The 23,612-nt window shown below is 59.7% G+C and carries 21 protein-coding genes; 10 read left to right on the plus strand and 11 right to left on the minus strand.

Annotated features, from left to right (window positions below):
- The 3 genes from GBM95_RS12505 to GBM95_RS02230 form a co-directional block, all read left to right on the plus strand.
- Positions 1-180, plus strand: a 180-nt coding sequence (locus tag GBM95_RS12505) for a hypothetical protein (protein WP_226963114.1), incomplete at its 5' end; no start/stop codon positions are given.
- A 75-nt stretch (positions 181-255) separates the two neighbouring features.
- Complete coding sequence (locus tag GBM95_RS12920; protein ID WP_264298061.1) at positions 256-387, plus strand: hypothetical protein; 132 nt, start codon at positions 256-258, stop codon at positions 385-387.
- Positions 387-728, plus strand: a complete 342-nt coding sequence (locus GBM95_RS02230; RefSeq protein ID WP_264298062.1) for a DMT family transporter — start codon at positions 387-389, stop codon at positions 726-728. Before GBM95_RS12920 ends, GBM95_RS02230 begins: the two co-directional genes overlap by 1 nt.
- Before the next feature lie 80 nt (positions 729-808).
- Here the strand turns inward: GBM95_RS02230 and GBM95_RS02235 are convergent, their stop codons facing one another.
- Positions 809-1,957 (minus strand): AAA family ATPase, encoded by a 1,149-nt coding sequence (locus tag GBM95_RS02235; protein WP_152157587.1) that lies wholly within the window; start codon positions 1,955-1,957, stop codon positions 809-811.
- 147 nt (positions 1,958-2,104) lie between these two features.
- On the opposite strand from GBM95_RS02235, the gene GBM95_RS12925 reads away from it, so the two are divergent.
- The 3 genes from GBM95_RS12925 to fdhF all read left to right on the plus strand — a co-directional run bounded on the left by GBM95_RS12925 (position 2,105) and on the right by fdhF (position 7,611).
- On the plus strand, positions 2,105-2,239 hold the full coding sequence (locus GBM95_RS12925; protein ID WP_264298063.1) for a hypothetical protein: 135 nt from the start codon (positions 2,105-2,107) through the stop codon (positions 2,237-2,239).
- A gap of 805 nt (positions 2,240-3,044) precedes the next feature.
- Positions 3,045-4,883 (plus strand): NAD(P)-binding protein, encoded by a 1,839-nt coding sequence (locus GBM95_RS02240; protein ID WP_152157588.1) that lies wholly within the window; start codon positions 3,045-3,047, stop codon positions 4,881-4,883.
- A complete protein-coding gene (gene fdhF, locus GBM95_RS02245) occupies positions 4,876-7,611 on the plus strand; it encodes a formate dehydrogenase subunit alpha (protein WP_152157589.1) in 2,736 nt (911 codons plus the stop codon). Before GBM95_RS02240 ends, fdhF begins: the two co-directional genes overlap by 8 nt.
- 129 nt (positions 7,612-7,740) lie before the next feature.
- Here the strand turns inward: fdhF and GBM95_RS02250 are convergent, their stop codons facing one another.
- From GBM95_RS02250 to GBM95_RS02265, 4 genes are read right to left on the minus strand one after another with little or no spacing between them, the layout of a single operon-like run.
- A complete protein-coding gene (locus GBM95_RS02250; protein ID WP_152157590.1) occupies positions 7,741-8,871 on the minus strand; it encodes an ABC transporter permease in 1,131 nt (376 codons plus the stop codon).
- Positions 8,872-8,889: 18 nt separating this feature from the next.
- Positions 8,890-10,047: an ABC transporter permease gene (locus tag GBM95_RS02255; RefSeq protein WP_152157591.1), complete on the minus strand. Its 1,158-nt coding sequence runs from the start codon at positions 10,045-10,047 to the stop codon at positions 8,890-8,892.
- A complete protein-coding gene (locus GBM95_RS02260) occupies positions 10,044-11,813 on the minus strand; it encodes an ATP-binding cassette domain-containing protein (RefSeq protein WP_152157592.1) in 1,770 nt (589 codons plus the stop codon). Before GBM95_RS02260 ends, GBM95_RS02255 begins: the two co-directional genes overlap by 4 nt.
- 8 nt (positions 11,814-11,821) lie before the next feature.
- On the minus strand, positions 11,822-12,805 hold the full coding sequence (locus GBM95_RS02265; protein WP_152157593.1) for an HlyD family efflux transporter periplasmic adaptor subunit: 984 nt from the start codon (positions 12,803-12,805) through the stop codon (positions 11,822-11,824).
- 270 nt (positions 12,806-13,075) lie between these two features.
- On the opposite strand from GBM95_RS02265, the gene GBM95_RS02270 reads away from it, so the two are divergent.
- Entirely contained in the window at positions 13,076-13,585 is a 510-nt protein-coding gene (locus GBM95_RS02270) for a GNAT family N-acetyltransferase (RefSeq protein WP_152157594.1), read from the plus strand.
- Between the two features lie 100 nt (positions 13,586-13,685).
- On the opposite strand, the gene GBM95_RS02275 is transcribed toward GBM95_RS02270, so the two are convergent.
- A complete protein-coding gene (locus GBM95_RS02275) occupies positions 13,686-14,600 on the minus strand; it encodes a HipA domain-containing protein (protein WP_152157595.1) in 915 nt (304 codons plus the stop codon).
- Between the two features lie 480 nt (positions 14,601-15,080).
- Complete coding sequence (locus GBM95_RS02280; RefSeq protein WP_152157596.1) at positions 15,081-15,398, minus strand: helix-turn-helix domain-containing protein; 318 nt, start codon at positions 15,396-15,398, stop codon at positions 15,081-15,083.
- 1,260 nt (positions 15,399-16,658) lie between these two features.
- Between GBM95_RS02280 and GBM95_RS02285 the strand changes: the two genes are divergently transcribed.
- The gene (locus tag GBM95_RS02285; RefSeq protein ID WP_152157597.1) at positions 16,659-17,288 is read left to right on the plus strand and encodes an NAD(P)-dependent oxidoreductase; all 630 of its coding nucleotides are present in this window, start codon (positions 16,659-16,661) and stop codon (positions 17,286-17,288) included.
- Between the two features lie 86 nt (positions 17,289-17,374).
- Here GBM95_RS02285 and GBM95_RS02290 read toward each other — a convergent pair whose 3' ends face one another.
- Positions 17,375-18,274, minus strand: a complete 900-nt coding sequence (locus tag GBM95_RS02290; RefSeq protein WP_152157598.1) for a DMT family transporter — start codon at positions 18,272-18,274, stop codon at positions 17,375-17,377.
- Between the two features lie 136 nt (positions 18,275-18,410).
- Positions 18,411-19,133 carry a nucleoside recognition domain-containing protein gene (locus GBM95_RS02295; RefSeq protein ID WP_152157599.1) on the minus strand — a complete coding sequence of 241 codons (723 nt, stop codon included), beginning with the start codon at positions 19,131-19,133 and terminating at the stop codon, positions 18,411-18,413.
- Positions 19,134-19,355: 222 nt separating this feature from the next.
- On the opposite strand from GBM95_RS02295, the gene GBM95_RS02300 reads away from it, so the two are divergent.
- Positions 19,356-20,114, plus strand: coding sequence for a DNA alkylation repair protein (locus GBM95_RS02300; RefSeq protein WP_152157600.1), 759 nt, complete (start codon positions 19,356-19,358; stop codon positions 20,112-20,114).
- Between the two features lie 71 nt (positions 20,115-20,185).
- On the plus strand, positions 20,186-20,734 hold the full coding sequence (gene mscL / locus GBM95_RS02305; RefSeq protein ID WP_152157601.1) for a large conductance mechanosensitive channel protein MscL: 549 nt from the start codon (positions 20,186-20,188) through the stop codon (positions 20,732-20,734).
- A gap of 132 nt (positions 20,735-20,866) precedes the next feature.
- Here mscL and dcuC read toward each other — a convergent pair whose 3' ends face one another.
- Together dcuC and GBM95_RS02315 are read right to left on the minus strand one after the other, a co-directional pair.
- The gene (dcuC, locus tag GBM95_RS02310) at positions 20,867-22,237 is read right to left on the minus strand and encodes a C4-dicarboxylate transporter DcuC (RefSeq protein WP_152157602.1); all 1,371 of its coding nucleotides are present in this window, start codon (positions 22,235-22,237) and stop codon (positions 20,867-20,869) included.
- A gap of 207 nt (positions 22,238-22,444) precedes the next feature.
- On the minus strand, positions 22,445-23,365 hold the full coding sequence (locus GBM95_RS02315) for a manganese-dependent inorganic pyrophosphatase (protein WP_152157603.1): 921 nt from the start codon (positions 23,363-23,365) through the stop codon (positions 22,445-22,447).
- Positions 23,366-23,612: the final 247 nt, after the last annotated feature.

Consider the following 23,612-nt stretch of genomic DNA (forward strand, 5'->3'; position numbering starts at 1 on the left):
CTGAACCCCGATGAGTTTCTGAATCGTCAGCTCAAAACGAGTCTGCGGGTGAAGGGGCCGAAGAATCACGAAGAAACGCTCGAGCACGCAAAGGAGATCACCTCCACCTTCAAAAGTCAGAAGACCCCTATTCGCGCCTGTTTTACGAATGAGAGTACCCTCTATGCACAGGCGGCCTGACCCCAAGCGCCACACAGCACCATCCGTCAACTATTAAATACCTTTGTTAATAATACGACGCAGAAGCTTCAGAAATTGCCCGACGGCGCCTGGCGGCTTGAAGCCGATATGGACGACACCGTGCTTCTTGACGGGTGGATCGCGGGCTGGCGCGAAAAAGCAGGGATCCGGAAAGTGGAAAAGATTCTGATCGCCGAAAAGGCCTGATGTCGTCCGGACGTATGGATTGGCTCCTTTTGCTTTTTGCCGGCGCCTTTGAGGTCGGCATGACGTTTTGCCTCGGGAAGACCCGGGGCGCGGAGGGCTTTGAATTCTGCCTCTGGGCCGGCGGATTTCTCATTTCGGCGGCGCTCAGCATGGGACTCCTCGCAAAAGCTTCGCAGACGCTCCCGCTCGGCACTGCTTATGCCGTCTGGACGGGCATCGGTGCCGTGGGAACCGTTCTTGTCGGCATCCTGGTTTTCAAAGAGCCAGCGGCGCCTTTGAGACTCTTTTTCCTCTTTACACTGATTGCTTCCCTGATCGGACTGAAGCTCGTGTCTCAATAATGAAGAGACTCCCGCTGAAGGCAGAAAATCAGCGGGAGTCCGCGCGGGAGAGATGTTGGCCTTAATCCTGCGAGTTGAGTTCAGCGATGAAGCGAGCAAAGATTCCCCATCGCCTCCCGCACCTCTTCGTTCGGATAGCCGAGCATGACGGCACCGTCGCCGGTTGCCTTCTTAATGGTCAGATAGCCCGTATGCACAAGGACAGAGGTTGGCTGGAGCTCCAGAATAGGATCGTCGCTGGCGATGACTGTCAGGTCCTCTAAAAACGGTTCATCGTAATGAGCAGGATCAAGCAGGCCCCGAACTTTTAGGAAGTTGCGAACAATCGCAGTCGTGCCGCCGGGATTGAGCCCATAGTGCTGAAAGTCGGGTTGCGGACACGCTAGGAACTGCAAAACCGACCAGGGCGCGAAGACATCCGTCGAAGCATTTTGGTCGAAGCAAAAGCCGCCGTACTCGCGGCGCATTCGACTAATGAGTTGGTCGTGTGACATGCCGCAGAGGTCCGATGCCCGCTCGAGCCAGGTTGAAAAATTGGTTCGAAGTTCGTCTTCCGTGAATCCGAGCAGAGAGCCGTACTGAGGCATCATCGACAGATCCGTCAAGGCATTGAAGCTCGGAGTCAGCACGTTTTGCTTGAACTTCATGACACCGGTGACGCATAAGAACCGGAGGGCCCCGGAGAGCGACTTTGTTCTTGCAAAGAAGGATGCGATGACTCTGCGATACTGCTCGAACCGTTCCGGCAAATGTAGACATTCGGTGAGCGGCGCATCGTATTCGTCGATGAGCAGCACGAGCGAGCTGTTCGGCAGCGACAATAGCGCTGTCTCCCAGCGCTGAAGCGGGAAGCGCGACACATCAGGCGAGGTTTCGATTCCTGCGGCGCGCAGACGTCCCTGAAGGTGCAGATCGAACGCGAGTAAAAAATCCTCCAGCGTCCCGACATCCCTGAAGGCAGAGAAATCCAGACTCACGACTTTATACGTGGTGTCTGTCCAGGTCTTGGCAATGTCCAGACCTTCAAAGCCTTCAATGCCCTTGCCGAAAAGATCGCGAAGCGTTGAGGCGAGGAGGGACTTCCCGAAACGGCGCGGACGGGCGATGAAGACCGCAGGAAACATCCGCACCATCTCCGCAATCTGCGCAGTCTTGTCGATATAAATGAAGTTGCGGGAGGGATTGCGGATGGTCGAAAAATCGGAGATGCCGAGCGGGAGATTGCGCATGGGCAGAAGCTTCAGGAAGCTTGAACTTTATGGATATCAAAATACTAGCATTGGTGCGTTGGATGTTTTGAAAAGCACCTGCGCCGTGCATTACAGGGCATAGTCGCTTCCTCCGTCTTCCTCCGGCATCCGGAGGCAAGGAGTCGCGTGCATGTCGAGGCGCTTCCGGAATCAGGCTTCCGGCACGGGATCTATCTCATTTCGCGTGAGCGCGAAATGCCGCAGATGATTGAGCGCATGGCCGGTTTCGCCCGCAAGGCCGCGGAAATTCGTGAAGGCTGACGAGGCTTCACCGGGTTTGAGTTCAGCGGCTGCGTCCGTTGAAGGCGGTGCAGAGGTGCGGTTTCTCCTTGCCTGATGAGAAATGCGTGCGCAATTGTGGAAAATGGCCGCTGAAAGTATGGCGCAATTGTGGAAAAGCAGATCTAAAACTATGTCGCAAACGTGAATGAGTTGATATTTATAGTTATTTTACGTTCCTTAAATGTAAGAAAATGTAATGTCACTGCTTCACTTTCGTGGACTCTCACGGATAGCACTTTCTCGTTCTTTGCTTGTTGGCTTGACGCTTCCGTAATCGCCGAACAGACCATGATGGTCATCCAATGCGGCGGGTCTCGGGCAGGTGGTCGAGCCGGGCAGATCCGTATGATCCCAATGCCTGCTCAAGTTATTTCGAAATCTCTAACTCCTCGATAAGGCGGGAACTATCCGCCCGGTTGGCTTCGCCAATTACGGTACGGTTATTAAGCGTCTATACATGACGCAAAGATGCATAAACCTCAGGTTCCGGAGGCCGCTTAAAACTCTGCGGATCCCTGAGGCGCAGGCGAAGTCTGTAAACAGAATTCGGGTACTTGCGAAATGTAAATTCATATCCGGCGCTAGTGAATTTTTTCAAATGATCGCGCGTTGAATCTTCAATACCTCTTCAGGAGAGGAAGGGAAAACGCTAGAATCAACGGACAAGAAATAGCTAGGGATAACACTAATAAACAAGACCCACCAATGCTTCCCGTACTGGCGATGACTTCGTGAGAGAAGTCCTCAGCCCGCATGCGGAGAGCAAAACGCCAAGAAAAAGAAAATGACACGTCTATCCGTCCGTCCGCCAGCCGTGACTGATGCGCGCAATGAGGAGACCATGCAGGGCTTCATGCGCCGCATTGAAGCCACGCCTCCGGGGCAGTGCGCCATAACGCTGCTCCTAAGTCAACTCGACGCATCGCTCCTTCAGACCTGCGGCAAGTGCGTGCCCTGCCGCGACGGATTGCCGCAGCTTGCGGAAATCCTTCGCCGCATCGCCTCCTGCAAGGCGGAGCCCGACGACCTCGAGGCGCTTAAGTCTCTCGCCGAAGTGATCCGCGACGGTTCCGACTGCGCGATCGGCTGGGACGCCGCTCAGGCGGTGCTCGACGGCATCGAGCGCTTCTCCGACGAATTCAAAAGCCACATTGAGGCGCATGCGTGCCAGAAGGGGATTTCCCAGTCCGTTCCCTGCGAAACCTTCTGCCCCGCGCACGTGGATGTGCCGGGCTACATTGCGCTCGCGGGCGAAGGTCTGTTTGCCGAAGCCGTCGCCCTGATCCGCAAGGACAATCCGTTCCCGACGGCCTGCGGGTTCGTCTGCGAACACCCCTGCGAAAAGCGCTGCCGGAGGACCCTCATTGATGCGCCCATCAACATCCGCGGCATCAAGAAGTATGCGGTCGACGGCGCGGCTGCCGACACGGTTCCGGTCCCGAAGGCTCTGCCTCCCACGGGCCGCACCATCGCCGTGATCGGCGCCGGCCCCTCCGGGCTCACCTGCGCTTACTATCTCGCCCTCATGGGCCACAAGGTGAAGGTCTTTGAAGCCCGCGACAAGTTGGGCGGCATGATGCGCTACGGCATCCCCGCCTACCGCTTCCCGCGCGAGCGCCTCGATGAAGACATCCGCGCCATTCTTTCTGCGGGCGACATTGAAGTCGTCACGAACGCCTCGATCGGCACGGAGGAGATGAAGACCCTCTCGAAGGAATGCGACGCGGTCTATGTGGCGATCGGCGCGCATGCGGCGAAGGGCCTGAAGCTCCCCGGCATGGATTCGAAGGGCGTCATCTCGGCGGTTGAAATGCTCCGCGCGATCGGCGACGACGCCTATCCCGACTATCGCGGAAAGAAGATCGCCGTGATCGGCGGCGGCAACGTCGCGATGGACTGCGTGCGCACGGCCGTGCGCGCGGGCGCGGACGAAGTGAATCTCGTCTACCGCCGCCGCATCGACGACATGACGGCATTGAAGGAAGAAATCCACGCGGCGATCGCCGAAGGCGTCGAAATGCTGACGCTCGAGGCCCCGGTTTCCGTCGAAGCCGACGAAAACGGATGCTGCAGGGCGCTCATCATGCAGCCCCAGAAGATCGGCGCCTACTCGCGCGGTCGTCCGGGGGTCGCCAAAGCCGACAAGGAAACGGAACGACTCGAAGCCGACCTCATCATCGCCGCCGTCGGTCAGGACGTCGTCACGAAGCCCTTTGAGGATTTCGGCATGCCCGTCAAGTGGGGCGCCTTCGTCACGGACGAGTTCCTGCAGGTTCCGGGTCTCCCGAACGTTTATGCGGGCGGAGACTGCCAGAGCGGACCGACGACCGTCATTCGCGCCGTGGGCGCCGGCAAGGCCGCTGCGCGCAACATCGACGAGATGCTCGGCTACCACCACATTCTCGACTGCGGCGTCACGGCGCCGGCTCCGAAGGCCAACAACCGCACCCCGATGGGGCGCGTCAACATCAATGAGCGTCCGGTGAAGTTCCGCAAGCGCGACTTCAAGGACGTCGAGCTCGGGATGAGCAGGGAAGAAGCCGTTCAGGAATGCAGCCGCTGCCTGCGCTGCGACTGCTTCGGCGCGGGTGCTGCCGTGGGCGGGAGGATTCAGTATGTTTGACATTACGATGGACGGCCGCACGATCGCGGTCGAAGAGGGCGCAACGCTCCTTGATGCGGCGCGTTCCGCCGGCATTCACATCCCGACCCTCTGCTACCTGAAGAACGTGAGCAATATCGGCTCCTGCCGCCTCTGCGTGGTGGAGGTCGAAGGCGTGAGCGGGCTCGTCTCCTCCTGCAATACGCTCGCGCACCCCGGCATGGTCGTGAAGACCCGTTCTGAAGCGATCGACCGGGCCCGCCGCACGGCGCTTCAGCTCATCATCGCCGAGCACGGCTTGAACAGCACGCAGTACTGCTTCAGCTGCACGAAGAACGGAAGCTGCGAGCTTCAGCACCGCTGCCGCGAACTCGGCGTCGAAACGTCGCCCTTCAAAATTACGCCGGCATCGGGCGAGATCCTCGACAGCAACCCCTTCATCGCCTTCAATCCGTCGCTCTGCATCCGCTGCCAGCGCTGCGTGGGCGCGTGCAACAACGCTGCCGGGAACCACACGCTGGTCTCCGGCAAGGCGGGCCTTCGCACGACGATCCTCGCGCCCTTCGGCAGGGACTGGAAGAGCACGAACTGCGAATCCTGCGGCACCTGCGCCGCGGCCTGCCCGACGGGCGCCATCACGATGAAGCGCCGCCGCGCCTACCGCTCGTGGGAAATCAAGAAGGTCCGCACGACGTGTCCGCACTGCGCGACGGGCTGCCAGTACGACCTGATCGTGAAGGACGGCCGCATCGTCGATACGGAAGCCGCGGACGGCCCCTCGAATCACGGACTCCTCTGCGTGAAGGGCCGCTCGGCGAGCTTCGACTTCGTGCAGTCGGACCGCCGTCTGACGACGCCCCTCATCCGCTCCTCCGTCACGGGCGAGCTCGAACCCGCTTCCTGGGACGAGGCGCTTGATCTCGTCGCGAAGAAGTTCACGGAACTCCGCGACAAGTTCGGAGGCGAAGCGCTCGCCGCCTTTGCCTGCGCGCGGTCCGCGAACGAAGACATCTACATGCTCCAGAAGATGGCGCGCACGGTCTTCAAAACCAACAACGTCGACAACTGCGCGCGCGTCTGCCACGGTCCCTCCGTGGCGGGTCTTCAGAGAACGCTCGGCTCGGGCGCCATGACGAATCCGATTTCGGACATCTGCGAAAACGCCGAGGTCGTGGTGCTTGTGGGCTCGAACCCCGAGGAAGCGCATCCGGTGATCGGCATGCAGCTTCGCGCTGCGATCCGACGGGGCCTGAAGCTCATCGTGGTTGATCCCCGCGACATCGGACTCGCTCAGGCCGCGCAGATTCACCTGAAGCTCCGTCCGGGCACGAACGTCGCCTTCGCGAACGGCATCGTTCGTCAGCTCATTCATGACGGACTCATTGATCAGGAATTCATCCGCACGCGCACGGAAGGGTTTGAAGACCTCAAGGCAATGGTCGAGGCCTATACGCCCGAGCGCGTCGCTGAAATCTGCCGCATCGACCCCCGCGACCTGATCGCGGCGGCGCGCATGTACGGCGAAGCGAAGCGCGCGGCGATCGTCTACTGCTTGGGCGTCACCGAACATTCGTCCGGCACCGAAGGCGTGATGGCGCTCTCCAACATGGCCATGGTGACGGGGAAGTACGGGCGTCCCGGCTGCGGCATCAACCCGCTTCGCGGCCAGAACAACGTTCAGGGCGCCTGCGACATGGGTGCGTCCCCGGGCGACCTGACGGGCTACCAGAAGATTGCTCAGCCCGGCATCGTCGAGAAGTTCGAAAAGGCCTGGGGCACGGAGCTCCCGCGCTTCAAGGGCCTCTACGCCACGGACTGCTACCCGAAGATGATCGAAGGCGCCGTGAAGGGCCTCTTCATCTTCGGCGAGGATCCGGTGCGCACGGATCCCGACACGCATCACGTCATCAAGGCGCTTAAGAACCTCGACTTCCTCGTGGTGGACGACCTCTTCCTCACGGAAACGGCGAAGTACGCCGACGTCGTTCTGCCTGGCAGAAGCTACGCGGAAAAAGAGGGCACCTTCAGCAACACCGAACGCCGCGTGCAGCGAATCCGCCGTGCGGTGACGATCGAAGGCACCCGGGCCGACACGGACATCTTCACGGACATCATGAACCGCATGGGGTATCCGCAGCCGCGTCTGACGCCGGCAGAGATCATGGACGAAATCGCCTCGGTGACGCCGTCCTTCGCGGGCATCAGCCACGCGCGTCTCGACAGCCCCGAGGTGAACGGTCAGGGTCTTCAGTGGCCCTGCACCGGGAAGGACCATCCGGGAACGCCCATCCTCCATGTCGGGAAGTTCACGCGCGGGCTTGGCCGTTATTCGACCGCGGCCTACCGCGAATCGAGCGAACTCCCCGACGCCGACTATCCGCTCATGCTGACGACGGGGCGCGTCCTCTACCACTACAACGCCTGCGCGATGACGGACAAGACCGAGGGCATCAACGAGATCTCCGGCCACTCCTTCATCGAGATCAACACGAAGGATGCGGCGAACCTCGGCATCGCCGACGGCGACCGCGTCGTCGTGAGCTCCCGCCGCGGCAGGATCGAATCGGTGGCGCACGTCTCCGGGAAGACCAATGCGGGCGAGACCTGGATGCCCTTCCACTTCCAGGACGGCAACTGCAACTGGCTCACGAAGGCCGCGCTCGACAACATCTGCTCCACGCCGGAATACAAGGTGTGCGCAGTGAGGGTTGAAAAAGCGGGAGCTTCCTCCGCAGCCTTTTCAGCCTGAAAACGTCTGAAGACCGACATCGTCCCGGAAAACCTTTCCGGCTTCCCGGGACGATAAGAAAAAAAGAAAAGCCGCAGCCCCGCAATCTCGCAACGGGCGCTGCGGCTTTCTCTTGCGGGCCGAAAAACCTTAGACGACTTTGTTCCGGAAGAGCCAGGCCGCGCCCGGAATCGTCACGGCCGAAATCACGGCGAGCGGCCAGAGGTAGGGGAGGATGTCGCTCAATCCTGCATTCTCAAAGTAGATCATGCGGATCGTGAGGATCCCGTAGCGGACGGGGTTGAGGATGGTGATGGTCTGCATCCATTCAGGCATGGCCGCCACCGGCGTCATGAGGCCCGAGAGGACGAGCGAGGGAAGAAGCAGAATGAAGGAGAGGACCACCGACTGCTGAAGGGTCTTCGCCCAGGCGGAGATCGCAAGCGCGAGCCCCACAATGCTCGTTGAGAAGAGCGCCACCACGAAGAAGAGGAGCGGAAGCGACCCGGCAAAGGGAATGTCGAACCACCAGCGGCAGACGGCGAAAATCAGAAAGCTCTGGAAGATCCCGATGAGAATGGGGGCGGCGGCCTTGCCGATAAAGATTTCCACGGGCGAGAGCGGCGTCATCAGCATCATGTCGAAGGCCCCTTCCTCGCGCTCGCGCGAGATCGCGAGCCCGGCGAGGAGCATCACCTGAATCATGGCAAGACCGAGGATGAGGCCCGTCATGATGTTGTAGCGGGTGATGCCGTTTTCGTTGTAGCGGTAGCGCTCGCGCACCTCGATGGGGCCCGCGGTGCCGTCCTCGCGGGCGATGGATTCGATGATCGCCGAGACGTAGCCCGTCGCCACATTGGCGGTGGTGGTGTTTCTCGCGTCGGCGGCGACGAAGATTTCCGCGGGTTCGCCCCGGGCAAGCTTCTTTGCGAAGTCATCGGGGAAATAGAGGCCGATCAGTGCGTCGCCGTCGTTCACGGCCTGCTCGAAAGCCTCGTAGGACTGCGGGGATCCCGCGCGCACGAAGATGCGGTTCGCTTCGATTTTCCGGATCACGCGTTCGCTCGCCGGGCTTTGCGACGCGTCGTAAATGACGTAGGGAGCTTCCTCGAGATTGAAGGTCGCGCCGTAGCCGAAGAGAATCGACTGCGCGATGATGGGAACGACGAGGATCCGGCGCATGCCGGGGTCGCGCAGGAGCGTGATGAGCTCCTTGCGCGCGAGCGCGCGGAGCCTCAGAAGAGAGGCTCTGAGCCCGGCGAGGAAGGAAGTGCTGAACATTTCGGGCTTCTCCATCCGTCAGTCAAGGCGCTTCCTGGTCGCAGCGAGCGCGAGGGCAAGGAAGAGGACCACCCAGGCGGCGAGGACGGCGAGGTTTGAGAGCACGATGTGCTCCGGACCTCCCGAGAGATAGAGAATCTTCACGGACTCGATCGCGTAGGTGGGGGGCATCATGTGGCCGACCGCCGAAATAAAGGCGGGGACGCTGCGAAGGTCGAAGAGGTACCCGGAGAGAATGAGGGACGGGAGGTAGCTTCCGATTACGGCGAGCTGGATCGCGACGAACTGGCTCTTCAGAAAGGCGGAGAGGAAAAGTCCGAAGCTTACGGCCCAGGCGGTATAAAAGAGCATCGTGAGCGCGAGAAGAAAGAGGCTTCCGCGCACCGGAGCGTCGAAAATGAAGACGGCCGTGAGGAAGGTGAGGAGGCTTCCGACGGCAATCAGGGCGTAGTTCGCGAGGAACTTCGAGAGCACGATCTCAAGCGAAGTCGCGGGGGTGATCGCGAGCGTCTCCATCGTTCCCCGCTCCCACTCGCGGGCGATGACGATGCTTCCGAGGAAGCTCGCTGAAAGCGTGAGGACGACGATGGAGAGTCCGGGAACGAGGTACCAGGCGGAGGTATTGGCTTCGTTGAACCAGGAGCGCGAAAGCATCATGACGCCGCCCGTACTGCCCGCGCCGCTCACGCCCGTCATGGCGGCGCCGTCCTCGCGGAGAGCGATCTTTTCCTGAAGAAGCGCAACCGCAGCTTTCGCATAGGTGCGGATGATCGTTGCGGCGCTCGCATCAACGCCGTGGATCGTGAGGCCGATCACGGCTTCGCCGCGCGACGCGTCGCGTTCAAAGCCCTGCGGGATGTCGATGATCGCCTCGATCCGGCGGGCGGAAAGAAGCGCCTCGGCTTCCGTTCTGTTTCTAAGCGTCGTGATGTCGAAGTAGCGGCTCCCGACGAATTCCTGGGTGAGCGCCCGTGCGAGGGGCGTCGCTTCGCTTTCGACGACGGCCGCGGGGACCCGGGTGAGGTCCATCGAGAGGCCCCAGCCGAAAAGAAGAATCAGAATGACGGGGAGGATGGTGCCGAGGAAGATGGTCGCCGGATCGCAGACCATCTGCTGGAATTCCTTCAAGAGAAGCGTCATGAACCGCACCGGAGAAAAGCCTTGCATCTGCGTCATGACTGATTCTCCGCTTCTTCGCGGTTCCTGCGCGCCCGGGTCACGATGGAGATGAAGGCCTCCTCAATGCTCGATGCCCCGGTTTCCTTCCGGACTTCCGAGGGGGTTCCGAGCGTAAGCACCCGGCCCGCATCCTGAATGAGGAAGCGGTCGCAGTATTCGGCTTCTTCAAGGAAGTGCGTCGTGACGATGACGGTGGTGCCCGCTTCCGCGAGGCCGACGATCCGCCGCCAGAAGGCGCGCCGGGCGGCGATGTCGGCGCCTGACGTTGCCTCATCGAGGAAAAGTATGGCCGGCCTGTGAATCAGAGCGCAGGCAAGCGCAAGCTCGCGCTTGGCGCCCAGTGGGAGCTCCCGAGTGATGGATTCGAGCCGCTCTCCGAGGTCGCTCCCCGTCGTGAGCTCCTCTATCCGGTCTTCAAGCTGCCGGCCGGCGACGCCGAAGCAGGCGCCGAAATATTCAAGATTCTGCCGGGCGGAGAGCTGCGCGTAGAGCGAAAACTTCTGCGCGACGTAGCCCACCTTGGCGCGCGCAGCGCTCCTTGCCGTCCTCAGGTCGGAGCCCGTGACGGAAATCGTGCCGCCCGAAGCCGGCAGAAGCCCGCAGAGCATGCGGAAGGTCGTGGTCTTCCCGGCCCCATTGGGACCAAGGAGTCCGAAGATCTCGCCCTTCTTCACGGAAAAGCTCGTGTCCTCGACCGCCGTGAAGCTCCCGAACCGGCGGGAGATGTTTCTCGCGACCACCGCGTCCGGCTCCTCAACCGAATAGGCGGGCGGGAGAATCCGGAGCGCGTCGGTTTTGGCGGCAAGCGGAAAGGTGAGAGCGCAGTAGGCGTCTTCGAGGGCGGGCGTTCTGGAAGAGAGCGCTGCGCCGTCCGGGAGTTCCCGGGGCGCATCAACAGCGTCTTCCGGAGCAAGCAGGTTGACGGCGTCGCCGTGCGGAACGGCATCAAGCCAGGGGGCCCTGGGGTCCGCAGCCCGGACTTCGCGCATGAGCGTTCGTGCGAGCGGAAGTGTTCTGCGTTCGTCTCGGGCCCTTGCGAGCCAGGTCCGGCCCTGAGTTTCCCGCGCGAGCGCCTTCGGGTCGCCCTCCGCAATGAGGCGCCCCGACGAAATAAGGATCGTCCGGTCGGCGGCCTCCGCCTCGTCGAGATACGCCGTGGAGACGAGCACCGTCATTCCGGTGCGGTCCCGCATGTCCCGGAGAATGCGCCAGAGCTCGCGGCGCGAGAGCGGATCAACGCCCACGGTCGGCTCGTCAAGAAGGAGTAGTTTAGGTTCCGCGAGGAGCGAGCAGGAGAGCCCGAGCTTCTGCTTCATGCCGCCCGAGAGCTTCCCGGCCTCGCGGGATTCGAAGCCCCTCAGGCCCGAGAGCGTCATGAGGTCCCGAAACCGCGCTTCGAGCGCTTTCTCGCGGATGCCTCTCAGGGCGCCGAAGATCCGGAAGTTTTCCCAGACGGAAAGCTCTTCATAGAGGCCGAAGCGCTGCGGCATGAAGCCGAGCATGGCGACGAAGTCCGGATCATCGGTGTCGGGCTTTTTGCCGAAGAGCGAGATTTCGCCGTCGTCCGGCGTGAGGATCCCGGCAAGGAGCCTCAGAAGCGTCGTCTTCCCCGCGCCGTCCGGGCCGATGAGGCTCACGATGGCGCCGGGCTCAGGCAATACGACCGAGAGATTGTCGACGGCGGCAAAAGGCTTCCCGTCAGGACCCCGGAAGGTTTTTCTGAGGTTCCTGATTTCGACGGGAAGTGAACGGGCGTCAGTCATCCTCTGCTTCATTTCCCGGGAATGAAGTCGACGGTGACGGGCTGGCCGAGGCGCAGGCGGTTTTCCGGATCAGCCGCTTCAAGGCGGACTTCGTAAACGAGCGCGGTGCGCAGTTCCGCCGTCTGCACCGTCTTGGGCGTGAACTCCGCGGTGCTCGAGATCCAGCTCACGCGCGCATTGAGGGACCCGATCGTGTCGGTGGAAATGAGGGCCTCGGCGCCTTCCTTCACGAGGCCGAGCTGATTTTCAGTCACGTACGTCCGGATCCACTTGGGCGAGACGATGGAGAGCTGATAGATCGTTCTCGAGGGAGACGCCATGTCGCCGGGTTCGGCCAGACGCGTGCGGATGATGCCGTCCGCAGGAGCTTTGAGGATGGAAGCCTTCTCGATCTGATAGTCGAGCGAGGCGACGGCCGCCTGCGCAGATTTGGCTGCAGCTTCCGCAGAAGCGACTTCCTGCGGGCGAAGTCCGGATTCAAGCGCATGGAGCTGCGCTTCGGAAGCCTTCAGTTCGCGGCGGGCGGCTTCGAGCGACATCTCAGCATCATCGAGGTTCTGCCGGCTCGAGACGTTCGCCCGGGCGAGTTCCTTCTGGCGTACGTAGGTGCGGCGGGCGAGCTCGAGACGGGATTGAAGGGCAAGCGTCTGCGCGCGCTGCGCCTCGATATCCTCGGCGCGATATCCTTCGCGAGAGAGAGAGGCCTGCGCCTCGGCGCGCTCAAGCTCTGCCTGAGCCCGATCGCGCTCAATTCTGAGGGCTTCCGTATCGAGCTTCCCGATGATCTCTCCCGCCTTCACCGGAGCTCCCTCCTGAGGGCCAAGCTTCAGAATGCGGCCTGATGCCTCGAAGGCGAGCGAAATCTGACGCGTATCGACGTTCCCCCAGGCGCGCGTGAGCGGGGCCTTGTCCTCATGGTTCCTCAGCCACCAGGCGGTTCCCGCAAGGAGAGCAATGAGAACGAGGACAAAGGCAATTCGCAGGGCTTTCATGGTTGGAACCGGAGAGAGGAAAAAAGAGGCTCAGGGAAATTTTAGCGGGCTTCCCCGGAATAGCCCGCTTCGGGGAGAGGAGTGCGGCCGGTCAAACTGAAGGGACGTTCGAAAAAGCAGCCGATACGTGGTGAAAAAGCCAAATAGAAGCTCTGCGGATCGGCATCGGGGGATAAGGCTACGTTAAGATGATGCCTCACGCGCTTCCTTCATCCCCGGGCATTGGTTTCCGGGACTCCAGGAAGACGTCGGGTTTACAGAGGGGTTTACATGCTTTCCATCCGTGCGGCTTCGCCGGCCGATGTCGACATCGTTACTGAGATCGAAGCGAAGTGCTTTCCGCCTGCGGAAAGGGCGAGCAGAGAGCGCTTCGTCGAGCGTCTCAACGCTTTTTCCGACTGCTTTCTCATTCTGATGAAGGACGATCGTCCCGTCGGCCTGATCGACGGCATGGTGACGGACAACCGCACGATCTGCGACGAGATGTTCGCCGACGCGAAGATGCATAACCCCGACGGCCACTGGCAGTCGATCTTCGGCCTTGCCGTCATCCCCGAGGAGCAGCATCAGGGCTATGCCTCCGCATTGATGCGCGCCTTTATTGAAAAGGCCCGTCAGGAAGGGCGCGACGGCGTGATCCTCACCTGCAAGAAGCACCTCATTGACTTCTATTCAGGCTTCGGATTCGTCAACTGCGGCATTTCGAAGTCCGTCCACGGCGGCGCCGTCTGGTACGACATGGAGCTCGACTTCCGCGCGGCGAAGCGCGATGACGAATAACTGTCTGATCGCTCTCCATTAAAGAAGCGCCCGGAGTTCCTTAACGAGGATTCCGGGCGCCTGCTTTTCGGGGTCTGGGCTCGCCAGGCGTTAACTGGCCTCAATAGGCTTCAAAGCCCGGAGCCAGCATTTCGGCTTCCGCTGCATCGGCGCCGAGCTCGAGCGCCCGGTCTTCCCAGAAGGAGAGCACCCGGCGCATTTCCTGGGCGCCCGCCTTGGCGTCGGCAAGCGTCATGGCAAAGTAGGGCGCAAGGCGGATCGCATCATCGAGCGACGCGAGAGGCCGCCGCCCGTCAACGGTCATCATGCGCGCGGCTCCCGAGGCAGGCGAAAATCCATGCGTTTTCGCAAGACGCCAGCCTAAATCCGTACGGTAGAAGAGCCATTTTTCGCCTCTGTCCTCTGCGCCCGTGAGAAGCGAGAAGACCATGCGCCGCCAGACCTGCGGCAGATCAAGCTTCGGCGCCGCTCCCTCCCGGTTGAGAATGTCGGCAATCCCGAGATAGGACACGGATCTTTCTGGCGACAGGGTGCGCGCTGAGAGCGTAAAGCGCTTTCTGCCTTCATTACGGTCGGCGCGGTCGGCAAAGAGGGCGCGTGCTCCCATGGTGTCGGCGAGCCTCGTTTCAACGCATTCAATGCCGCAGTCCCGGGCGAGCCGCATGAAGACCTCACGCCAGAGGGGCGCATCGATCAGATCGGAATAGCGCCTGAGCGTGAGCGCCTTTTCGTCATTCCCGGAGACTACGACCTGCGCCGTATGACGGCCGGGGAGGGCAGTGGCGGATGAGAGATCAATGAGGGCCTTCAGATTGGCTCTGCCTCGTTCTTCTGCATGAAGCGCATAGAGAATGCTTTCAAGACTCGAGGACTCATTCGGAATTCGGGAGGCGCTCCCTGCCTGAACGCCGTCAGTATAGAATTCGGCTCCTCCCGCGTGCGCATCCCGATGCGGGAGAAGGAGCGAGAGCATTTCCATATCGCCCGCATTGCGGAATGCCTCTGACCCGTCCATTACTTTTGATCCGGCCGCTCGTGCGGATTGAAAGATGGATCCGGATTGGGGCGACAGCGCACGATCAGCGAGAAACCCGAATAGCTTCTTTCCGCGGGAAGGGAGCTTTATTCCATTTTCAAGCGGAAGGTCAGCGCCCAATGCGAAGCCCGATTCAATCCATTCAGACGAATAGCGGAATCTCGGAAGAAGCGGCTGATTGATTCCTGATGGAGATGCAATTCTCTCTCTGCTGCTCCTGACGGCTTTTTTCTTCTTTTCTCTTTTTAATGATCCATTATCAGATTCATTGGAATCTGATTCCAGTTCATTTCTTTCCTTATTCAGAGGGAAGAAAAGTTCTCCGATCAAAAGCGCTCCGGAGGAGGCCGAGGAACGGACTTCCCAGCGCCTGAATTCGATCTGCTTCATAGTGGAAAAGGAATGAAAGTCGTGAAGAGAGAAGAATTAATTCTGATTTTCTTCCGTCGCTGAATGAAATCAGGAGGAGAGGGAAGGCTTCTTTTTCTGACGGATTCTCCGGGGAAGATTCTTCTCTTCCATCAGGAGACCCGCATCATCATTCTCAGAGGATGCAAGAGAAGAGAGGAGGGGGAGAAGGCCGACGGCGTTCAGTATGGAGGCAATGTTTCCGATCGAAACGCCGCAGTCGCCGTTCTCCACTTTGGAAAGGGTATTGAGTGAAACTCCGGCGCGTTCTGCAACGACAGACTGAGGGAGCCGGCGGCGGAGGCGAGCATTCCGGATATTGGCGCCGAGTGTCTGGACGGCGTCCTCAACAGCAATCGATGGTCTCATGACATGTACTTTAAGATGTGTTATGAGGTTGAATTCACATAATTATGCGAATTATAAACTTCAAGCATGAAGTGGGCAAGTAATGGATAAAACACCTGAAAATGTCAATTTTCAGGCTTCCAGACTGCTTTTCTGTTGCCGCTTTTAATTCTATAAAACGCAACATACGAAGTATTATCAAGTATAACAATGCAGATACAACATCTTAAAGATTAAGAAATTTGACGGGAACGACTACGGTCGGCCTTGCACCAGCAGCCAGGAATGCGGTCAGAGTGGCGCATCCAATAAATTGACGCTTCCTTTGATTCAGGAACCTCCCCTCCCCGGGTTTGTGCGTCGTCTTCGGAGCAACGGACCATCAATCCAACGCTCTGAATCAAGCTTCCGGATGGAATGAGGTTCATTGCTGAAGATGCAAGGGAGGAAACAATGTCGGGTTGATTTGATAACGGAAGTGAAATTGAATTCGCATCATTTCTGATGGAGAGAATTCATGATTAACTGATGAAGAATCAGAATGTGATCGATGAAAAACTAGTCCGCACTGTTGATGAATTTCATTCGTTGAAATCAATGTCGAATCATATAGAGAGGCACTGAAATTAAATCAAGATGAATAAGCACTAAAATTCATTATTTTTTCATTTCCATGGGAATCGTCTGTGATTCCGATTATGTTCGACTGAATTTTCCATCCTGTCATTCGAAAATTATCTTGTCCTTGCAGTTGAAATTGATCTGCGTATTCTCTGGAAATTGATCATTGATGACAGACTGACCTGTTACGATTTCCTTATTCAAATTCTCATCATTTGCAGAGAACCACGCTTCTGTTTCAATTGAGTGAATCATCGTGCAGCCTGGATGCGAATCATCCCTGTCGTCGGTACCGGGATTCTTCTTTCCTTCAGCACTGAATGTCCCGATGATTCTTTGTCCAGCCTTTCTTCAGCCTCTGAATTACGCCAGCACGCTCCACTTCAATGCGGCTCCGTTTTTTTCTTACATCCTTGAGCCTCTGAAGGATCAGCAGGAAATACCGGTCCGATCATTACGACGCTGTGAGGTTTCAGCCTTCAGGTCCGGTTTTGGTATTGGCGTATTGGCAGGCATGCTCTCTTTTCTTCTGATGGCCTTTCATCCAGAGGGCGACATCTCTCGTTACAAGTTCGATATCGAACAATATTGACGATTCGAAAATTAAGGATTAACCTTGCCAACAGTTCGATATCGAACTACATACAAAGGAAACAAAACATGTTGAAGATTGCAGTTGTCGGCGCGAACGGCAAGTCCGGCCGCCTTATTGTCACTGAAGCGCTTCGCCGCGGATACGATGTCACGGCGGTCGTCCGCCATGCGAATGAATCTGGTGCCGGTTCCGTCATTGAGAAGGACGTTATGGCGCTTACGAAGGAAGATCTGAAGCCTTTTGACGTCGTCGTGGACGCTCTCGGCTTCTGGACCGCGGAGACGATTCCGCTTCACATCACTACGGCGGAACATCTCTGCGATCTTCTCTCCTGCACTGAAAAGCGCCTCTACATCGTGGGCGGCGCCGGGAGCCTCTGGCTCGACCCTGAGCACACCCGTCAGGTCGTTGATGAGCCGTCCTTCCCGAAGGAATACTTCCCGCTCGCCGACGCCCAGCGTCGTCAGGTTGCAGCCGTGAAGGCTCGCTCCGACGTTTTGTGGACCTATGTGAGCCCGGCAGCCGCGTTCCTCCCGGATGCGCCCGCAACGGGAAAATACGTGCTCGGGAGCGACGCGTTCTCGGTCAACGCCGCGGGCGAGAGCGTGGTGAGCTATGCCGATTATGCGCTCGCCATGGTTGATCTGATCGCGAAGGGCGGTCATGCGCACGAGCAGGTGTCGGTCCGCTCCTGATGCTCTGACGCCTTAGGGTTCCAGCAAAAAGGCCTTTCCGGCATGAACCGGGAAGGCCTTTTTCTCGATGTTTTAGTTCTTCGTCTTCAATAGCGCTTCGCCATCTCAAGCGCTACTTTGGCGAGTCCCGTCTGCGCGCTGATGACGCCGCAGAGAATCATGCCGGCGCCCATGAAGCCGATGTAGCTCCAGGTTTCGTCGAGTATGAAGATGCCCCCGAGGACGGCTGCGAGCGGCCAGATGAAGGTGTAGATGCGCGCTGCGGGAGCCCCGACATGGCGTTCCGCAGTCTGCCAGAGCACCCAGCCGATCGCTGAAACCACGAGTGCGAGGAAGAGGAAGTTCGCGACGACCACCGGATCCGTGAGGAGCACGGCTTCCGTGGGGCCTTCGGCAAGAAAGAAGGGAATGGTGCCGATGACGCCGTAGCCGGTGGCTTTGCGGAGCACGAAGAGAGGCGAGAGGTCGCCGAGCGCGCGCAGAAGAAGCGCGTAGAGCGCATAGGCGGCCGCGGCGGCGATGCCGAGCATGAAGCCTCTGCTCGGGAGCTCCTGCATGACGGCAACGTCGAAATAGAGAAGAAGCGCGCCCGTGACTGCGGCAACGAGGCCGAGCATCGTCATCCAGTGCATCTTCCAGGTGCGGAGCGCCGCCATTGCGAGAAGCCCAGTGAGGACCGGTCCCATGGCGACGAGCACGGCGACGGTGGACGCCTGGCCCGTCACGAGCGCCTGATTCTGGAGCCCGTAGGAGAGCGGCACGCTCGCAAAGCCGAGAAGCGCCACGGTGACTTCGTTCCGGAAGGTCCCGGCGTAAAGGTCCTTCGGCGCGATGAAGATGAGAAGCCCGTAGGCGAGCACCGCGCGAAGCGCAACGACTGCCCAGGGGCCCATGCCGTAGGCGTAGAGCACCTTGGTGCTTACGAAGGCGAGACCCCAGCAGATCACGACGAAAAGCGCGAGAAGGTGGTAGGGGAGGTTGCGCATGCGGGTATTCCTCTTTTCTTTGCGGCAATTCTTTAATTTTAACGGCCGCCGTAAGGCATCCGCTTCCATCGGGCGCAAAAAAGCCGGCTTTCCGAGGAAGGCCGGCTTTTGGCTGCGGAAGGTCTCAAGCAGACGCTTAGGCGTGAGCCTTCTTGTCCTCGCGGATGAAGACGAGGCGCGTGAGGTTGGCGGAAAGGACCTTGCCGAGGAGAATGATCCCGAGGCAGGTGCCGATCGTCGTCGGAACAACGAGAGAGCCGTCTGCGCCGCGAAGCGAGAAGAAGACGATGCCGCTCGAGAGGAAGTTTCCGATTGCAGCGCCCGCGGTCATCTGGAAGGCCGCAAAGATGAGCGTTTCGCGTTCGGTGATGTCGCCCGATTCCTTGAGCGTGCGGGTGAGGACGGCGCCGGCGTCGGTCGACTGGAGGGAGGCGATGATCGAGAGCGAGCAGCAGCCGGGGAGACCGAGGAGCGGACGCAGAATCGGGTTGAGGAGGCGTTCCGCGGCATTGAGGGCGCCGTAGTATTCGAAGACCGCGATCATGGCCGTGGCGAGCATGATGGTCGGAACAAGCGCGAGCGCAAACATGAAGCCGTCGATGGCGCCCGAGCCGCCCTTGCCGCGGAAGTTCGACATGACGGTCGAGATTTCCCCGCCCTTGTCGGTTACCTTGGCGACGACGGAGCCGAAGTCGCCGAGGAGCACGGTGTAGTCGAAGATGCCCCACCACTTGTCGGTAATGAGAAGGCCTGAAAAGAACGCGACGGCGAGCGCGAAGGCGATGTAGGCGACGATGCCGGGGTTCTTCTTCTGAATCAGGGCAGGATCAGCTGCCGGGGTGGGCGTTTCGCTTTGCATGATGATGAACTTCGGTGGCAGTGGTGGAGCGCCGGCGGGAGATTCAGAAAAATCCCGGCTTCAACGGGCGCGTTGGAATTGTTTTCGAAGAGCATTGTAGCGGCATGCGAAAGGGGAGGCGCATTCGGGATTTCAATGGGGAGGCCTCTTTCATTCGCTGAGCGAGGCGCTTCCGCTATCCTTTTCCGAACTTCGCGCATTCCTTTTTGAGAGGCACTTTTTATGACGCTCCTTGACGAGCTCCACATGGAACTCATTCACGCCGCGGACTTCCGGATGTACGACACCAAGGGCGTCATGCTCCCGGGCGTGCCTTACCGCATCGGCGTACCGATGGCGGCCGTGCGGGCCGCGGCGCAGAGAATCATCCGGAGCGGCCGTTCGAGGGAATTCCTCGCGGAAGCGCTCGTCCCGGGGAAGGTTCGAGCGCATGAAGTACTCAAGACGACTGGGCTCGTGATCGCGCTCGAGAAGCGTTTTCCCCTTGGTGAGCGGCTTCAATATGCCAGGCAGTATCAGTCCTTCATCACGAACTGGGCGCTCTGCGACCTTTTTGCGGGATCGATGAAGTGCCTCAGAAAGTCGCCCGACGATGCCTTCTGCTTCATCCGCGAACTCATTGAATCGGATGAACTCTGGCGCGTCCGTACGGGGCTCGTGCTGCTCCTCACCAATTTTCTCGACGAGTCGACGCTTCCCCGCGCCCTCAGCCTCGCGCTCGACAAAAATGTGCTCCGCTGGGCCGGAAAGGCCTACTACGTTTCCATGGGGCTCGCCTGGGCGCTCTCGATTTTCTATGTTGCGGACGCGGATCTCACGCGCCGGACCTTCCTCGAAAGCGCTGCTTCGGGCGGCCTCGACCCCGTGACGGCGCGAAGGACGGCGCAGAAAATCCGCGAGTCGCTGCGCGTTTCCCGCGCAGACGCGCGCGAATTCAAGGAAAATACGGAGTCGGCAATTCGCCGGAGCCGCGGGCTCTAAGGACTGCGCGTCCGGCGGAATGAACGAACACACTTTAAAAACCATAAACGCACCCAAAGGTGAATAAAGAAATGCGCAAGTTCTTTCAGGAATTTCAGGCATTCATTTCGAAAGGGAATGTCCTTGACCTGGCCGTCGCCGTGATCATCGGCGCTGCTTTTTCTAAGATCGTCGACAGTCTCGTGAAGGACATCATCAATCCGATCCTCGGCGTCATCGTCGGGCGCCCGGACTTCACGAACCTCTTCATCGTTCTGAAGGATGCTCCCGCGGGCTATACGGGTCCTCACACGTATGAGGCGCTCGTCAAGGCAGGCGCCACCGTTTTCGGCTACGGCGCCTTCCTCACGGCCGTGGTCCAGTTCCTTCTCCTTGCCTTCTCCGTCTTCTGGCTCATCAAGATCGTCGTGACGGCCCGCGCCCGCATCGCGGCTGAAGCCGCGCGCCTCCTTGCCGACAAGGATGCGGAGGAAAAGAAGGCGGCCGAAGAGGCGGCGAAGAAGGCTGCGGCCGAAAAGCCCGCTCCGGCTCTTGCTCCCGCGCCCGTCAACGCCGAGGAGCTGAAGCTCCTCGCCGAAATCCGCGACCTTCTGAAGGCCAATGGAAAGGCTGCCGAATAAAGTGCTTTCCCGCTTTTGACTGACAAAGAAAACGCCCGCCGGAAGTTGTTCGCTTCCGCGGGCGTTTTCTTTTTTCTCAGGATCTGTCATGCCGCGCTCGTGCGGAGACCGCGGCATGGGTTCCCAGCTCGGTCAAACGATCAGATTCACGGTGATGAGCATGACGACGTAGCCCGTGAGGCACGGGATGATCGTGCGCTTCACCATGGTGAGCGGATTCACCTTGGCGAAACCCGCAACGATGATGATGACGCCCGCAACCGGGCTCATGGCGCGGAGCATTTCGGAGGCGGTGTGCATCATCAACATCATGGCGATGCCGTTCTGGTTGAAGGCCTGGGCCGCATCCGGCACGAGGTGCCCGAGGCTCGTGAAGGCCGCGACGCCCGAGCCCGTGAGGACCGTAACGACGCCGATGATCGCCGAGAGGACGACGCTTGTTCCGGTGTAGCCGAGGCCGATCGACTGCGCGCCGCTCATGAGGAGGTCGACGATGCCGATGTTCTGCAGGCCCTTCGCGAAGAAGGCGGCAACGAAGATGAGGCCCACGGTCGAGGTGAGAATCGAGCCCATGCCTTTGAACATGGCGAACGAAAGGTCGAAGGATTCCTTCACGTTTCGCCGTACGATCAGGTCGATTACGAAGGCGAGAATCCAGGCGATGAACATCGCGGTGGCGACGTTCATGCCGGTGCCCCAGACGAACTTGTTGAAGACGAGGAGAAGCGCGATCGGGAAGAGCGGCATGAGCGCATAGAAGGCCGGCGTCTTTTCAAGATTCTGGCGCTTCGATTCAAGCTCGGCGAGGTCGGCAACCTCGCCCTTGCCCTCGCGCCGGTCGAACCAGTACTGGGTGAAGACGTGCGCCACGGCCATGGCGATCACGACCGGCACCGCCATCGGGAGCTGGTAGCGCACGAGGTATTCGATCGGATCAAGGTGCACGATTTGGGAGGCGAGGTTGGCCGTCCCCGAAGCCGGTGCGTAGCCGATCGCGAGCACGCTCGCGACGACGGCGGCCGCGGCGAGCGGCGAGCAGCCGACGCGGATGATGAGCGGGTAGACGGTGACCACCATCAGCATCGCAAGGCCCGCCGCGGACGTGATGACGAGACCGAGACAGTGCCCGACGATGAAGACGGCGGCGAGGATGAGATACGGATTCTTAATGAAGGAAAGAGGCTTCGCGCAGACCGTGACGAAGCGGTCCGATGCGCCGATTGCCTGCATGTATGCGGCAAAGCCCCCGGAAATCAGGATGAGGAAGCCTACGCCGCTCACCTGGGAAACCGAGATCGTGCGCAGGAACTCGACGAGGTCGAATCCCAGGATGCCGGTGGCGTTGAATTTGGCCGGGAAGACCTGGGCGCCGCCCCAGATCGCGAGCGCGTTGAGAAGAAGGCCGCCGAGAAGCAGCACCATGTTGACCTGGTACTTCCTGACGATTGCCCATCCGCAGAGGATGAGCACGGCTATGCCGAGCCACGGGAATATCGGATTCATGAGGGAATTCCTTTTGGGAAAAGTGTGATTGGGTTCGGCGTCTGAGAGATGCTTCGGAGAAGGCATTCTGTTTACGCAAGGCCATTCTGCTTCGAAAGGCGTACTCAGAACGCTGGAAGCGCAAAAAACCCGCGCTTCCATCAAAGAAAGTGCGGGTTTCGGCTTAGCGCCTTCAGAGCTCAGCCGTCAAAGGACGGCATTGCTCAATCAGGCCTTGAAGACGGCTTCAAGGAAGGGCACGACCTGCTTCTTGCGGGACATGACGCCTTCGAGCCAGAGATTGTCGCTGCCGAGGGTCTTCTTCCAGGCGGAGGCGATCTTCGCGGGATCGTCGGAAGCCATGAGAAGGAGCGACCCTTCCTTCATGATGTCCGTGAGGAGCAGCATGGCGGTGTGGCGGCCTTCGGCCTTCATGCGGCCGAGTTCCTCGAGAAGCTCGGGGATGCGGTCCTCGAGGAGCGCGAGGTCGACGAGTTCGAGCTGGCCGATGCCGACCTTGTTGCCCGACATGTTGAAGTCCTTGAAGTCGCGCATGATGAGGTCGCGGGCGGCGACGCCCTTGACGGCGGACTTGGCGGTGAAGAGCTCCATGCCGAGGGCCTTCATGTCATCAACGCCCGCGATGAGGGCGAGCTCGCGCGCGGCGGCGCGGTCGGCTTCCGTGCAGGTCGGGGACTTGAAGATCACGGTGTCGGAGAGGATCGCGCAGAGCATGGCGCCGGCGATTTCCTTCGGCGGAACGAAGCCGAGATAATCGTACATGCGCTTGAGGATGGTGTTCGTGCAGCCGACCGGCATGATCACGCATTCGAGCGGAGCCGTGGAGGTCATGTCGCCGAGCTTGTGGTGGTCGACGATGCCCTTCAGCGTGCATTCGGCAAAATCGTCCGGCGCCTGATTGAGGTCGGAATAGTCGACGATGTAGACCTCGCGGCCGGCAACCGACGTGACGACTTCAGGAGCCTTGAGGCCGAAGCGTTCGAGAACGAAGGCCGTTTCAGGAGCCGGCGTCCCCTGAGCGGCCGGGACGACGTCGAGGCCGCGCTTCTTATAGAGATCCGCGCAGGCAATGGCGGAAACAATGCTGTCGGTATCGGGGTGCTTATGGCCGAGAATGATGGCGGACATGTAGGTATGCCTTCAGATGTTTTGTTGGGAAAGTCTCATGCTGCGGAACCGGAGGCCTGAGCCTTCCTGTTCAGCAGGTCGAAAAAATAATCCCGCTATTTTAGGAGAAGGCAGGGAGTCTGCGCAGGAATAGGCTTCCGGTAGTTTATTGCTAACGGTAATCTGTCTTTAATAGGGACTACTCTTTACGAGGTAGTGGATTAGCCCCATCTCACGTTTTAAGCCTCGGGTCAGATAAATTCTAAGT

The sequence above is a fragment of the Sutterella seckii genome (assembly GCF_009183815.1).
Classification (GTDB): Bacteria; Pseudomonadota; Gammaproteobacteria; order Burkholderiales; family Burkholderiaceae_F; genus Sutterella; species Sutterella seckii.